Here is a 13,233-nt window from a genome sequence, read left to right as displayed (position 1 = left end):
TTTACAGCCCCGCGGGTGGGCGTCGTGAGGGGGGCGCTCGCGGGCCACCCCCCGCGCCCCCCCCCCCGGGGGGAGGGGGGGGGGGGGGGGGGGGCGGGGGGGGGGCCCCCCCCCCCGGGCCGGTTACGGGATCAGCTTGCCGGGGTTGAGGATGCCCGCCGGGTCGAGTTCGGCCTTGACGGCGCGCAGGATGCGCACGCCGAGGTCGCCGATCTCCTCGGTCATCCACGGCCGGTGGTCGGCGCCGACCGCGTGGTGGTGGGTGATGGTGCCGCCCGCGCCGATGATGGCGTCGCCGGCCGCCCGCTTGGCGGCGCCCCAGCGGGTGAGCGGGTCCTCGCCGAGCGCGGCGACCACCGTGAAGTAGAGCGAGGCGCCGGTCGGGTAGACGTGCGAGATGTGGCAGAGCACGAGCGCGCCGGGCAGCGCGGTGGTGAGCGCCTCGGTGACGGCGAACCGCAGGGCCGGCAGCTGCTCCCAACTGGCCGCCGTCTCCAGGGTCTCGCACAGCGCGCCCGCACCGATCAGGGAGTCGCGCAGGTAGGGGGCGTTGAAGCGGCCGTGCTCCCAGGCCAGGGCGGGCGCCTCGCCGAGGGAGGTGCCGCCGGCCGCGAGCAGTGCCTCGCGGGTGAGCTCGTGCCGGGCGGCGACCTGCTCGGCGCCGCCCTCGAAGACGGTGACCGCCAGGCAGCCGCTGACCGCGGGGGTGCCGCCGATCTGCTCGGTCATGGCGAGGTTGACCATGGTCTCGGCCTCGTCGGAGAGCCGGATCACGGTGGGGCCGGTGCCCTGCTGCTCGACGGCGCGCAGCGCGGCCGTGCCGGTGGCGAAGTCGGGGAAGCTCCACGCCTCGTGGGTCTTGACGGCGGGCAGCGGGTGGACGCGCAGCCGGACGGCGGTGATCACGCCGAGGGTGCCCTCGGAGCCGAGGAACAGCTGGCGCAGGTCGGGTCCGGCGGCGGAGGCGGGGCCGCGGCCGAGGTCGAGCGTGCCGGCCGGGGTGACCACGCGCAGCCCGCGGACCATCTCGTCGAAGCGCCCGTAGCCGGCCGAGTCCTGGCCGGAGGAGCGGGTGGCGGCGAAGCCGCCGATGGTGGCGTAGCGGAAGCTCTGCGGGTAGTGGCCGAGTTCCCAGCCGCGTTCGGCGAGCAGCGCCTCCGCGGCGGGGCCGGTGAGTCCGGCGCCGAGCACGGCCTCGCCGGAGGTCTCGTCCAGGGAGTGCAGCCGGTCGAGGCGGCGCAGGTCGAGCGAGACCACGGCCCGGAGCGGCCCGCACTCGGGGTCGAGGCCGCCGACGACGCTGGTGCCGCCGCCGAACGGCACGACGGCGATGCCGCGTTCGGCGCACACGGCGAGGACGGCGGCGATCTGCGCCTCGTCGCCGGGCACGACGACGGCGTCCGGCGCATCCTGGGGCTCGCGGCTGCGGCGGCGCAGCAGGTCGGGGGTGGACTTGCCGCCGGCCCGGGGCAGCCGGTCGGCGTCGGCGGCGCTGACGTGCGCCGCGCCGACGGCGGCGGCCAGCGCGGTGAGGTCCTCGGCGGTGAGCCGGGACGGGCGCAGCGCGACCTCGGCGGCCTCCGGCCCGGGGGCGGCGTCGCCGGTGACGCCGAGGGCGGCGGCGAGCAGTCCCTTGATGTCGGCGGACAGCTCCTTGGCGAGGGCCGGGTCTCCCCAGGCGTTCCACTTCATCGGGGGGAGCGGCAGCGCGGCGCCGGCCGCTCCCGCTTGCGTCTCAGGTGCCATGCGTTACAGTTTCACACATCATGTCAAGTAGTAACGCCGAGCCCCGGCCGCCCCGCAGCGGAGCCACCCGCAGCACCGACGACGCGATCCTGGACGCCGCCGCCGACCTGGTCGTGCACCTCGGCGTGCGCCGCACCCAGCTGGCCGAGATCGCCCGCCGGGCCGGGGTCAGCCGCCCGACCGTCTACCGGCGCTGGCCGGACGTCCAGGCGGTGATCGGCGCGCTGCTCACCCGCGAGATCCTGGCCACCCTGGAGGGCACCTCGCTGGAGGTGCCCGGCCGGGAGGCCTTCGTGGACCAGGTGGTCGAGGTCGCCGTGCAGCTGCGCGACCACCCGGTGCTCGGCGCCCTGCTCCACTCCGACGACTCCGACCTGATGCTCCAGTACGTGGTCGAGCGGCTCGGCGCCAGCCAGCGAGGTCTGCTGGAAGCGCTGCGCACCGGCATCGAACGGGGCCAGGCCGACGGCTCGGTCCGGGCCGGCGAGCCGACCGAACTGGCCGCCATGGTCCTGCTGATCGCCCAGTCCACCGTCCAGTCGCACCGCATGGTCGCCTCCCTGCTGCCCGAGGCGGCCTGGCGACGCGAACTGGCCAGAGCACTGAACGGATACCTCGCCCCATGACCTCCGTGGCCAGCCCGTACGCGGGAACCGCCCGGCTCGACGCCGTCCGCCGGATGCGCGAGCTGGAAGCGCTCGCCGCCGATCCGCGGATCGACCTGCTGGTGATCGGCGGCGGCGTGACCGGCGCCGGGGTGGCGCTGGACGCCGCCGCGCGCGGTCTGCGGACCGTGCTGGTCGAGGCCCGCGACCTCGCCTTCGGTACGAGCCGCTGGAGCTCCAAGCTGGTGCACGGCGGCCTGCGCTACCTCGCCTCCGGGCGGGTCAAGGTGGCCCGGGAGAGCGCCGTCGAACGCGGCGTGCTGATGACCCGCACCGCCCCGCACCTGGTCCGCGCCCTGCCCCAACTGGTGCCGCTGCTCCCCGACCTGCTGCGCCCGGGCCAGGCCGCGCTGATCCGGACCGGCTTCCACGCCGGGGACGCGCTGCGGCTGAGCGCCGGCACGCCGGGCCGGCTGCTGCCCCGGGTGCGCCGGATCGACGCGGCCCGGACGAAGCAGCTGGTGCCGGGTGTCCGGACGGCCGGTCTGCGCGGTGCGCTGGTCGCGCACGACGGCCAACTCGTCGACGACGCACGGCTGGTGGTCGCCCTGGCGCGCACCGCCGCGCAGTACGGCGCGAGCGTGCTGACCCGGGTGCGGGCCGAGGAGGTCACCGGGACGTCCGCCCGGCTGGTCGACGCGCTGAGCGGGCAGACGCTGACCGTCACCGCGGGCGCGGTGGTCAACGCCACCGGTGTCTGGGCGGGCGAGGTCGACACCTCGATCACGCTGCGGCCCAGCCGCGGCACCCACCTGCTGGTGGACGCCGCCACCCTCGGCCACCCGGCCGCCGCGCTCACCGTGCCGGTGCCCGGCTCCACCAGCCGCTTCGTCTTCGCGCTGCCCCAGCAGCTCGGCCGGGTGGCGATCGGGCTGACCGACGAGGACGCCCCGGGCCCGATCCCGGACGAGCCGCAGCCCACCGAGGCCGAGCTGACCTTCCTCCTGGACACCGTCAACGCCGCCCTCGCCACCGGGCTGACCAGGGCGGACGTGCGCGGCGCCTACGCCGGGCTGCGCCCGCTGATCGACACCGGGGGCGGGAACACCGCCGACATCTCGCGCGAGCACGCGGTGCTGGAGTCCCCGTCCGGGGTGATCACCGTGGTCGGCGGCAAGCTCACCACCTACCGGCGGATGGCCGAGGACGCGGTGGACACCGCCGTCCGGCTGCGCGGCCTGCCCGCCCGCACCTGCTGGACGGCCCGGCTGCCGCTGGTCGGCGCCCCCGGGCACCGGGACAGCCGCCCGCTGCCCGTCCAGGGGGTGCCCGTCTCGCTGATCGCCCGGCACGGCGGTCTGACCCACGAGGTGCTGGCGGCCGGGGAGTCGGCGCCGCTGGCGGAGGGGCTGGACGTGACCCGCGCCGAGGTCGCGTACGCGATCACCCACGAGGGCGCGCTGGACGTCGCCGACGTGCTGGACCGGCGGACCAGGATCGGGCTGGTCGCGGAGGACGCGGAGCGGGCCCGGGCGGCGGTGGAGGAGATCCTCGGCGGGATCGCCGCGGAGTAGCGGACGGTCCCCGGGGAGGTCGCCGCCGGTCTCAGCGCGCGGTGCGCTCCGGCATCGGGTGTTCGACGCCCGCGAGTTCCAGCACGCAGGCCAGTGGGTGCTCCGCCCGGCCGGTCCGGTCCAGCCGGACGGACAGCGGCTGCGGCGGCTCCTCGGCGAGTTGCCCGGAGAGCGTCAGCGGGTAGCCGCCGTGGCCGTGGACGCGGTGGAAGGCGCACTCCTTGCCGTCCACCAGCAGCTCGGTCTCGGTGATCAGCCCGGAGCGGACGTTGACGGTGACCGAGTGCCCGCCCTGGTCGAGGTGGAAGCTGTACCGCTGGCGCATGGGATGCCTCCCGCGAGGACCTCGGAACGGGTGCGGCCGGGGATCATCGCCAGTCTAGGGCGGTCCTGTTCGTCCGGCGCTCCGGCCGCTACGGTGCTCGGTGTGCGGAGGGACCACGCGGGGGCTGATCGGTTCCCGCCCGGACCCCTGAGAAATCCCCGGGGCGGGGCCCGCCCGCAGACGGATTCTCGTGATCTCTACAGTGTTGTAGATTCGTCCGCAGGGAGAGATCCGAGGAGGGCATTGTGGGAGTTTCGCTGGCCAAGGGCGGCAACGTCTCGCTGAGCAAGGAGGCGCCCGGTCTGAGCGCCGTGATCGTGGGCCTCGGCTGGGACGTGCGCACCACCACCGGGGCCGACTACGACCTGGACGCCAGTGCGCTGCTGTGCAACGCGCTCGGCAAGGTGGTCTCGGACCAGCACTTCGTCTTCTTCAACAACCTTCGCAGCCCCGAGGGTTCGGTCGAGCACAGCGGCGACAACCTGACCGGTGGCGGCGACGGCGACGACGAGCAGATCAAGGTCGACCTGTCCCGGGTGCCGGTGGACGTCGCCAAGGTGGTCTTCCCGGTGTCGATCTACGACGCCGACGCCCGGCTGCAGAACTTCGGGCAGGTCCGCAACGCCTTCATCCGGATCCTCAACCAGGCCAACGGGCAGGAGATCGCCCGCTACGACCTGACCGAGGACGCCTCGACCGAGACCGCGATGGTCTTCGGCGAGCTGTACCGCAACGGTGCCGAGTGGAAGTTCCGTGCGATAGGCCAGGGTTACGCCTCCGGCCTGCGCGGCATCGCCACCGACTACGGCGTCAACGTCTGATCCCCCCGCGGGATCCCGCCCGGGCGGGTCGGCTCAGCCGGCCCGCCCGAGCGCGTGCCCGCCGAAGCCGGTCCCGCCGGGCGTGCCGCCGCCGCTGAGCTGTTGCTGCCACCAGGCCGCCATGGCCGACTCGTCCATGGTCGACCAGTCCGGTGCCGCGGTCACCTGCGCCTGCCCCAGGGTGCGGCCCAGCTCCACCAACTCCCGTCCGGCCGCCGTCCGTTCGCGGTCGTAGTCGGCCAGCAGCGCCGCCCAGGAGCCGCCCTCCGCCCGCCGCCCGGCGTGTTCCAGGGCGTGGGCGTCCTGGAGGGCCTTCACCGCGCCGGCGGTGTTGTGCGGGCGGACGATGCTGGCCGCGTCCCCGCCGATGAGCAGCCGCCCGGTGGTGCGGTACGGGGTCGCCAGGTCGTAGATCGGTTGCAGCAGGGTCCGTTCGGGCGGCGTCAGCGCGATCACGCCGGCCCAGTACGGTGGCAGCTGTCGCTGCGCGAACTCCCGCATCCCGTCGAGCTGTTCGCCGCTGAGGGCGCCCGCGCCGAAGGCCGTCGGGCCGTCCGGCCGGTACCAGTCCGGGGTGGGTGCGTAGAAGACCCAGTTCACCAGGGTGCTGCCCGGTGCGAGTCCGGGGATGCGGTACAGCACGACCTGGCCGCCGGGGTAGCAGACGGTCGCGCACTCGTCCTCCGGCCAGGCGCCCGCCCCGCCGGGCAGCCCGTCCAGCAGCGCGGAGTCGTAGCTGCCGCGCCAGGCCACGTACCCGGCGTACTCGGGCACCGCCTCCGGGCAGACCGCCGCGCGGACCACCGACCGGTAGCCGTCCGCGCCGATCACCAGGTCGTACTCGCCCCGGGTGCCGTCGGCCAGCTCGGCCCAGGCGCCGTCCCGGTCGCCGCCGACCGCCGTCACCGTGCTGCCCAGCCGGTACTCCACCGTCTCCGGCGTCCGCTCGCGCAGGGCCTGCCAGAGCACCGCCCAGTGGTGCGAGTGGAACGGGAAGGGCTGGGTCCACAGGGCCCGCCCTCGGCCGTTCGGGCCGTCGCCCTCGCCGGCCCGTCCCCGGGTGACCCAGCGGCGCACGGTGAGCCGGTGCCGGCGGGTGTCCGGCGCCAGGTGGCCGGCCTCGACCAGTTCGGCGAAGCGGTCGTTCTGGGTGCAGATCCCCAGGCCGCGGTCCTCCAGCCGGCCCGGGGTGCGCTCCAGCACCACGACCCGCTCCGCGCCGAGCCGGGCGGCCGCCCCGGCGAAGGCACTCCCGGCGATGCTGCCGCCGACCACGGCCACCGAGCCACCCCGCACGATCGTCCCCTCTCGCTCTGCTCTCGTTCGTCCCGTCGGGCGTTCGCGATCCCGGGACACGACGATACGCGGCGGAGCGGGGCGTGCGAGGGCTTCTCCACCGGTGCTATGCAACTAGTTGCATAGCGGGTCGACCGTCGCCTACCCTGCGGTAACAATTCCGCCGGAACACCCCCCACGGGCCGCCCCCTCAGGAGACGTCGATGAGCTCGACCCCCGGCAGCAGCCGCTACCCGCACCTGCTCAGCCCGCTCGACCTCGGCTTCACCACCCTGCCCAACCGGGTGATCATGGGCTCGATGCACGTCGGCCTGGAGGAGGCCCCCGACGGCTACCGGCGGATGGCGGCCTTCTACGCGGAGCGCGCCCGCGGCGGCGTCGGCCTGATCGTCACCGGCGGCATCGCCCCCAACGAGGCCGGGCGCCCCTGGGAGGGCGGCGCGATGCTGACCACCGAGGAGGAGGCCGACAAGCACCGGGAGATCACCTCGGCCGTGCACGCCGCCGGCGGCCGGATCGCCCTGCAGATCCTGCACTTCGGCCGCTACGCCTACCACCGCGACCTGGTCGCCCCCAGCGCCCTGCAGGCCCCGATCAGCCCCTTCGTGCCCAACGAACTCACCGCCGAACAGGTCGAGCAGACCGTCGAGGACTTCGTCCGCTGCGCCGAACTCGCCCGCCGGGCCGGCTACGACGGCGTCGAGATCATGGGGTCCGAGGGCTACCTGATCAACGAGTTCATCGTCGCCGCCACCAACCACCGCACGGACGAGTGGGGCGGCACGTACGAGAACCGGATGCGCCTCCCGGTGGAGATCGTCCGCCGGGTCCGCGAGCGGGTCGGCGAGGACTTCATCATCGTCTACCGGCTCTCCATGCTCGACCTGGTCCCCGGCGGCTCCACCCTGGACGAGGTGGTCCTGCTCGCCCAGGCCGTCGAGGCCGCCGGGGCGACGATCATCAACACCGGCATCGGCTGGCACGAGGCCCGGATCCCCACCATCGCCACCTCGGTGCCGCGCGGCGCCTTCGCCTGGGTCACCAAGCGGGTGATGGGCAAGGTCGGCATCCCGCTGGTCACCACCAACCGGATCAACACCCCCGAGATCGCCGAGCGACTGCTCGCCGACGGCAGCGCCGACCTGGTCTCGATGGCCCGCCCGCTGCTCGCCGACGCCGACTTCGTCGCCAAGGCGGGCGCCGACCGCGCCGACTCCATCAACACCTGCATCGGCTGCAACCAGGCCTGCCTGGACCACACCTTCAACCTGCAGATCACCTCCTGCCTGGTCAACCCGCGCGCCTGCCACGAGACCGAACTCGTGCTCGCCCCCACGAAGGTGCGCAAGTCCATCGGCGTGGTCGGGGCCGGACCGGCCGGCCTCGCGTTCGCCGTCTCCGCCGCCGAACGCGGCCACGCCGTCACCCTGTACGACGCGGCCGACACCGTCGGCGGACAGCTGAACCTCGCCCGACTCGTCCCCGGCAAGGAGGAGTTCGACGAGACGCTGCGCTACTACCGCACCCGGCTGGCCGAGTTGGACGTCACCCTGCGCCTCGGCGCCCTCGCCACCGCCGAGCAGCTCGCCGACGCCGGGCACGACGAACTCGTCCTCGCCACCGGCGTCACCCCCCGAACTCCCGTGGACATCCCGGGAATCGACCACCCCAGCGTGGTCGGCTACCTGGACGTGCTGCGCGACGGCGCACCGGTCGGCCGGCGGGTCGCCGTCCTCGGCGCGGGCGGGATCGGCTTCGACGTGGCCGAGTTCCTCACCGACCAGGGCGACCGGGCCAGCCTCGAACCCCCGGTGTTCCAGGCGAAGTGGGGCATCGACCCGGAGTACCGCGAGCGCGGCGGCCTGCGCGCCCCCGAGCGGCCCACGCCCCCGCGCAGCGTCCACCTGCTGCAGCGCAAGACCACCAAGGTCGGCGCCGGCCTCGGCAAGACCACCGGCTGGATCCACCGCACCGAACTCAAGCACCGCGGCGTGGTGATGGTCGCCGGTGCCACCTACGACCTGATCGACGACGCCGGACTGCACTACACCGTCGACGGCGAACGCCAACTCCTGCCGGTGGACACCGTGGTGCTCTGCACCGGCCAGGAGCCGCGCCGCGAGCTCGCCGAGGCGCTGCGCGGGCGCGGCCTGACCGTGCACGTGATCGGCGGTGCCGACGTGGCCGCCGAACTGGACGCCAAGCGCGCGATCAAGCAGGGCACCGAGCTGGCCGCCGCCCTCTGACGTCGGGTGGTCGGGGGGCCACCCGGCACACCGGGGCCCGGGGCGAATCGCCCCGGGCCCCACCGTCTGACCTGCGCGGACGTGCGCCCGCGCGCCCCGCCCGGCCCCCGGTGGGACACTGGACCCCTGTCCCTGCCCGACCTCTCGACCGGGGGCCCGCATGTCCCTCCCGAGGCCACTCCACGCCCTCCCCGCCGCGCTCCTGGTCGCGGCGGCCGTGCTGGGCCCCGCCGGAGCCGCAGGCGCCGCGGGTGCCGCGGGCGCTCTCGGTGCCGCAGGCGCTGCCGGCGCTCCCGGTGCCGCGCAGACCCAGCCGCTGCCCTCCGCCGACCAGCTGAGGTCGGCGCTGCTCACCGCGGACGACGCCGGCCCGGGCTACACCGAACTGCCCGCCACCGAACTCCCCACCCCCGGCGCGGCCCCGACCCCGGTCACCGGCTGCGACGCCCTCAGCGCCCTCGTCAACCTGCACGCCACCGCGCCCGGCCCGGCGGCCCCGCAGGCGGTCACCGAACTGGACGGCCAGGACGGCAACCCGATGGTCACCGAGTCCCTCACCGCCGAGGACCCGGCCCGGCTCACCGCCGACCTGGCCACCGCCACCGACGCGTTCCGGACCTGCCACACCATCACCTTCAACGCCAGCAGCGGGGACACGGTGACCTTCACCGTCACCCCGGTCGCCCTCGGCGACCGCCAGGACGCCCCCGCCGTACGGCTCGACGGCACCTTGGCGGGTGTCCAGCTCAGCGCCTTCGTCGGGGTCGAACGCTTCGGCACCGTCGGTCTGGCCTACGGCTTCTTCCAGCGCCAGGGCGCCGACGCCCAGGCCGCCTCGATGCAGTACCGCACCGCCGTCGCCAAGGTCGAACGCACCCTCGGCGCCACCGCGGGCAGCACCACCCCGCCCACCGTCAGCGCGACCCAGGGCATGTCGGTCTGACCCCGGACGAACGACGCGGCCCCTCGCCGAGCGGCCCCTCGCCGAGCGGAGGCTCGCCGAGGGGCCGCGGTGCCGGGTCCGTGCGGGCCCGGGCGGCCGCACCCCCGTGGGGGCCGCCCGGGGTCCTGGTCACGGGAGGTACTCGACCTCCGGGAACCGTGCGGACGGGCCGTCGAGGAGGGGGCCGCGGCGGTGCCGGAGGTGGCGGTCGAAGAAGGCGAGCGGGTAGGCCTGCTGGACGGCGATGCCGCGTTCGGGGGCGAGGGTGCCGACCTGCTGCTGGATCTGCTGCTCGGTCATGCCGAGCAGCTTCCCGGCCTGGGGGATCAGCGTCATGTTGTCGCCGTAGGAGTTGTGGACGGCGCCCTTGGCCTGGACGTTGAGCCGCCAGCCGCGCAGGTGGGTCCAGAAGGTCTCGGCGTCCGAGCCCGGCGTGCGGGGCCAGGCGGCGGTCATCATCAGGAACGGCCGGTCCAGGTCGGTGGTGATGGTCGGGATCATCGGCCCGTCCAGGCTGAGTCCGGCCCGGATGCGGGGGTCCAGGACGGTGGTCTGGGCGGTGACGCTGCCGCCCTTGGACCAGCCGAACATGCCGATCCGCTGCGGGTCGAGGGCGCCGAGCAGGCCCTCGGGGAGATCGCGGCCGTCGGCGTCGGGGTTGCGGCCGGCGGCCAACTCCTCGACGCAGTCCAGCAGGAAGCGGAAGTCCGGGATGTACGCCCGCACGCCGGTGTCGGCCGTCGGGTCCGTGCCCGGGGTGAGCACGGGGCCGCCGGGGAACCGGGTGAAGGCGTCGTGCGGGAGGTCGGCGGTGATCACCACGTAACCGTGGCTGGCGAGTTCCTGGACGATGACGGTGTGGTCGCCCCGGTGGCTGTGCGCGCCGTGCGCGTACAGGACGACCGGGAGCCGGCGGCCGGAGCGGTGCACGGGCGCGCCCACGTGCCCGGAGGTGAGCGGGGCGAGCGAGAGCGGGAGCGGGAAGCCGACGTCCTGGAGGAAGGCCTGCATCGGCCCGTCGGCCAGCCAGGGGGCGAGCGGGAAGTCCTCCGTCCGCCGGGCCGGGTACCAGACGCTCGCCATCAGTTCGCGGAAGCGCCCGGCGCCGGCCACCGGGTCCGGGCGGGAGGCGTCGCGCAGGTGCAGGGCGACCGTGCCGACGCGGTGCGGGCCGGTCGGCTCGGGGAGGGTGAGCCGGTTCGGGGTGCCGCCGGAGGGTGCGGGGGTGTCCGCCCGGGCGGTGGAGGCCAGGCCGAGCGGGGCGGCGACGCCCAGGGCCAGGGCGGTGCCCAGCACGCGACGGCGGGTCGGTCCGGTCGGTCCGGTGGGGCCGGTGAACGGCGTGGTGTCCATGGCCGGAACGCTGTCACGCGGCGTGGGAGGGCGGCATCGGCCCACCGATTGATCTCCCGAACGCCCGCATTGGTCCACGGGTTTACACCCCTGGGCTGATGCGCGAGGAGGAGTGGGAAGTCGGCCCGGCCGACTTCCCACTCCCTTCTTTTCCGGCTCTCCGCGCCCTGCGTACCGGTCAGTTGAAGACCAGGACGTCGGTGCGCATCGGCAGCGAGCTGCCCCAGCCGATGTCGATCTTGAACGTCACGATGCCGTTCCCGGGCGCGATGCTCGACACCTGGAAGGCGGCCGCGCCGACGAAGCGGTTCCCGTTGGAGTCGATCTCGGACGCGGTGATGACGACGGTCGAGTCGATCCCGATCACGTTCCAGTTCAACTGCAGGTTGAACGTCCCGTGCGAGGGGGTCCACGTCCACCAGGCGCGCCACACGGCGCCGACGTTGCCGCCGACGTCCGCGAGGTTCTGCCCGTGCTCGGCGGGCTGGGCGTGGTCGACGATCTGCGGGATCTCGGAGGAGGCGGAGGATTCGGTTGCGGTCATGGCAGCAACTCCTTGCGCCGGGAGGGCCTTTGGGCTCTCCGGATACTCTGAGTGTCGGTCAGTGTGCGGAATGTCGGCAATCACTCGTGAGGGTGAACCTGCGCGTCGCGCATCGCCTCCGACAGCGCGGTCAGCAGCGGCAGGGTCGGCGCCGCATGCCCCGCCTCCACCGCCCTCAACTGCCGTTCCCCCAGCCCCGATCGCTCCGCGAGCTGCGCGAGCGACAGCCCCAACTCGGTACGTCGCTCCCGCACGGTGCGCGCCAACTCCCCGGCCGGATCGCCGTCGGGGTGAGTGGGGAAGTCCTCGATCAGGGGCCGTCTGCCGTCCACGGAAACTCCTCAACTGTGCTAGGGGGCGCACAGTGTGACAGTCCATAGGCTGGAAAAGGATGAAGCGGCGGTCAAGTAACCTTGACCGCCGCTCGGTTGACCCGTACTTGCTCCGCGGTGGCGGGGCCGACGCCTCGCTCGCCCTCACCTCACTTCGCGTTCCTTGGTCCTTCTGATCTCACGGGCGATGATCCTGAATCCTTCATAGGTGTTGACCGCGTTGAGGACTGCGAGCAGTCCGCGGCCGACGGCCAACAGGCCGGAAACGATGATCTCCATGGAACTCCTGGGATTCTTCAGTGGGAGTGCGGTTCGTTGTTCACTCATCCAGCTCGGGTCGGTGGTTGCGGGCCCTGGTCACCAGGTCCTGTAGTTCCGTGACCCTGTGGGGAGGAAGCCCCAGTGCCTCTGCTGCAACGACCGCCGAAGTGGCTTCGGAGTAGCGTTCTCGGGACGCGAGGAGTTCGGCCAGTGCTGCCGCTGACTCGGGATCGGAAGCTTCCCGGCCGAGCCGGTACATCTCCTCTGCCCTTGTCGGGTCGCCGAGATCGCTCAAGATGTTCCCCATGTTGAGGAACGCGTTGATCTCGCCCTGGTCGGCTGCGTCCTGGTACTGGGACAGCGCCTCGCTCAGCTGTCCGTCGTCCTGAAGCCAACGACCGTACGAGAACGGCGCCCCTTCGTCGGATCCGGCCACGGCTCGCCGGTAGGCCACGTCTATCTCGGCCGGATCGGCCGCCGGATCGGATGCGAGCGCCTCGGCCAGCGCCAGATCGGCCGAGCGAACACCGTGGGCGGCTGCCATTCGTGCATGGGCAAGTGCTGGGGCGGCTCGTCCGCTGCGGGATTCCGCTCGGGCGAGGTACGAGAGCGCGTTGTTCCTGCCCGACTCGACGGCCTTTTTCAGGGATTCGGCAGCAGCCTCGTCGTCCCCCAGATCAAAGTAGTGCTTGCCGAGGTTTTCCATCGCCAGCGGATCTCCTGTGGAGATCCCTCTCAGGAACGTCTCCTCGGCCTCCTCGGCGCGATCGTCGTCCTCGCTGAGGAAGCATCCGTAATTGTTGAACGCCTCCTCGTCCCCTTCGTCAACGGCCGCCCTGTAGTAGTTTTCGGCGGCCTTCCGGTTCCCGATCCGGTCTGCGAGGAGATCTGCTGCCAGCAGGTTGGCGCCCGGGATGCCGGCGGCAGCCTTGGAGGCGGCCACGGCCATCGCTCGGTTGAGATCGCCCGCATCTGCATGGGAGTTCACCAGGCGGGCTGTGTGCCGCAGCGAGCCGAGACGGGAACCCGTACGCCAGAGAAGCCTTCGGATCGTGTCCACAGAACCCATTCCTTCGGGTGGGCGGCGGGGGGGGGGCCCCCCCCCCGGGGGCCCCCCCCCCCCCGGGGTGGGGGGGGGGTAGGTTATTACCAGGCCGGCGCCCCGCAGGGGGGGTGTGAGAGGGTAT

General features: G+C 73.6%; 13 protein-coding genes. 5 read left to right on the top strand and 8 right to left on the bottom strand.

The features are described from left to right. Positions 1-123 precede the first annotated feature (123 nt). On the bottom strand, positions 124-1,746 hold the full coding sequence (locus ACIP4P_RS18390) for an FAD-binding oxidoreductase (RefSeq protein ID WP_400919627.1): 1,623 nt from the start codon (positions 1,744-1,746) through the stop codon (positions 124-126). A 20-nt stretch (positions 1,747-1,766) separates the two neighbouring features. Here ACIP4P_RS18390 and ACIP4P_RS18385 point away from each other — a divergent pair, with 20 nt between their 5' ends. Together ACIP4P_RS18385 and ACIP4P_RS18380 are read left to right on the top strand one after the other, a co-directional pair. Further along, positions 1,767-2,372 carry a TetR/AcrR family transcriptional regulator gene (locus ACIP4P_RS18385; RefSeq protein WP_400919625.1) on the top strand — a complete coding sequence of 202 codons (606 nt, stop codon included), beginning with the start codon at positions 1,767-1,769 and terminating at the stop codon, positions 2,370-2,372. After that, on the top strand, positions 2,369-3,925 hold the full coding sequence (locus ACIP4P_RS18380; protein WP_350513224.1) for a glycerol-3-phosphate dehydrogenase/oxidase: 1,557 nt from the start codon (positions 2,369-2,371) through the stop codon (positions 3,923-3,925). Before ACIP4P_RS18385 ends, ACIP4P_RS18380 begins: the two co-directional genes overlap by 4 nt. A 31-nt stretch (positions 3,926-3,956) precedes the next feature. Here the strand turns inward: ACIP4P_RS18380 and ACIP4P_RS18375 are convergent, their stop codons facing one another. Next, positions 3,957-4,250, bottom strand: coding sequence for a hypothetical protein (locus ACIP4P_RS18375; RefSeq protein WP_350513223.1), 294 nt, complete (start codon positions 4,248-4,250; stop codon positions 3,957-3,959). A 245-nt stretch (positions 4,251-4,495) separates the two neighbouring features. On the opposite strand from ACIP4P_RS18375, the gene ACIP4P_RS18370 reads away from it, so the two are divergent. After that, positions 4,496-5,071 (top strand): TerD family protein, encoded by a 576-nt coding sequence (locus tag ACIP4P_RS18370; RefSeq protein ID WP_350513222.1) that lies wholly within the window; start codon positions 4,496-4,498, stop codon positions 5,069-5,071. A gap of 33 nt (positions 5,072-5,104) precedes the next feature. Here the strand turns inward: ACIP4P_RS18370 and ACIP4P_RS18365 are convergent, their stop codons facing one another. Continuing rightward, a complete protein-coding gene (locus ACIP4P_RS18365; protein WP_400919622.1) occupies positions 5,105-6,367 on the bottom strand; it encodes an FAD-dependent monooxygenase in 1,263 nt (420 codons plus the stop codon). Between the two features lie 203 nt (positions 6,368-6,570). On the opposite strand from ACIP4P_RS18365, the gene ACIP4P_RS18360 reads away from it, so the two are divergent. Together ACIP4P_RS18360 and ACIP4P_RS18355 are read left to right on the top strand one after the other, a co-directional pair. After that, positions 6,571-8,613, top strand: a complete 2,043-nt coding sequence (locus ACIP4P_RS18360; RefSeq protein ID WP_400919620.1) for an FAD-dependent oxidoreductase — start codon at positions 6,571-6,573, stop codon at positions 8,611-8,613. A 160-nt stretch (positions 8,614-8,773) separates the two neighbouring features. Beyond that, positions 8,774-9,556, top strand: coding sequence for a hypothetical protein (locus tag ACIP4P_RS18355; protein ID WP_400919618.1), 783 nt, complete (start codon positions 8,774-8,776; stop codon positions 9,554-9,556). 129 nt (positions 9,557-9,685) lie between these two features. Here the strand turns inward: ACIP4P_RS18355 and ACIP4P_RS18350 are convergent, their stop codons facing one another. The 5 genes from ACIP4P_RS18350 to ACIP4P_RS18330 form a co-directional block, all read right to left on the bottom strand. Then, positions 9,686-10,909 (bottom strand): alpha/beta hydrolase family protein, encoded by a 1,224-nt coding sequence (locus tag ACIP4P_RS18350; RefSeq protein WP_400919616.1) that lies wholly within the window; start codon positions 10,907-10,909, stop codon positions 9,686-9,688. 178 nt (positions 10,910-11,087) lie between these two features. After that, on the bottom strand, positions 11,088-11,453 hold the full coding sequence (locus ACIP4P_RS18345; protein WP_400919614.1) for a hypothetical protein: 366 nt from the start codon (positions 11,451-11,453) through the stop codon (positions 11,088-11,090). A gap of 80 nt (positions 11,454-11,533) precedes the next feature. Further along, positions 11,534-11,785: a helix-turn-helix domain-containing protein gene (locus ACIP4P_RS18340; protein WP_400919612.1), complete on the bottom strand. Its 252-nt coding sequence runs from the start codon at positions 11,783-11,785 to the stop codon at positions 11,534-11,536. Between the two features lie 144 nt (positions 11,786-11,929). Further along, positions 11,930-12,064 (bottom strand): hypothetical protein, encoded by a 135-nt coding sequence (locus ACIP4P_RS18335; RefSeq protein ID WP_350513215.1) that lies wholly within the window; start codon positions 12,062-12,064, stop codon positions 11,930-11,932. 40 nt (positions 12,065-12,104) lie between these two features. Then, positions 12,105-13,106 (bottom strand): hypothetical protein, encoded by a 1,002-nt coding sequence (locus tag ACIP4P_RS18330; RefSeq protein ID WP_400919610.1) that lies wholly within the window; start codon positions 13,104-13,106, stop codon positions 12,105-12,107. Positions 13,107-13,233 lie beyond the last annotated feature (127 nt).

It is taken from the genome of Kitasatospora sp. NPDC089509, assembly GCF_044749365.1.
Classification (GTDB): domain Bacteria; phylum Actinomycetota; class Actinomycetes; order Streptomycetales; family Streptomycetaceae; genus Kitasatospora.
Note: the sequence above shows the minus strand (reverse complement) of the source record. Positions and strands in the feature narration are given on the sequence as shown.

Bases quoted from the DNA above. Each gene is read 5' to 3' on its own strand.
- ACIP4P_RS18375 (WP_350513223.1), bottom strand. From the start codon at position 4,250: ATGCGCCAGCGGTACAGCTTCCACCTCGACCAGGGCGGGCACTCGGTC.
- ACIP4P_RS18355 (WP_400919618.1), top strand. From the start codon at position 8,774: ATGTCCCTCCCGAGGCCACTCCACGCCCTCCCCGCCGCGCTCCTGGTC.
- ACIP4P_RS18350 (WP_400919616.1), bottom strand. From the start codon at position 10,909: ATGGACACCACGCCGTTCACCGGCCCCACCGGACCGACCGGACCGACC.
- ACIP4P_RS18390 (WP_400919627.1), bottom strand. From the start codon at position 1,746: ATGGCACCTGAGACGCAAGCGGGAGCGGCCGGCGCCGCGCTGCCGCTC.
- ACIP4P_RS18380 (WP_350513224.1), top strand. From the start codon at position 2,369: ATGACCTCCGTGGCCAGCCCGTACGCGGGAACCGCCCGGCTCGACGCC.
- ACIP4P_RS18360 (WP_400919620.1), top strand. From the start codon at position 6,571: ATGAGCTCGACCCCCGGCAGCAGCCGCTACCCGCACCTGCTCAGCCCG.
- ACIP4P_RS18385 (WP_400919625.1), top strand. From the start codon at position 1,767: ATGTCAAGTAGTAACGCCGAGCCCCGGCCGCCCCGCAGCGGAGCCACC.
- ACIP4P_RS18345 (WP_400919614.1), bottom strand. From the start codon at position 11,453: ATGACCGCAACCGAATCCTCCGCCTCCTCCGAGATCCCGCAGATCGTC.
- ACIP4P_RS18335 (WP_350513215.1), bottom strand. From the start codon at position 12,064: ATGGAGATCATCGTTTCCGGCCTGTTGGCCGTCGGCCGCGGACTGCTC.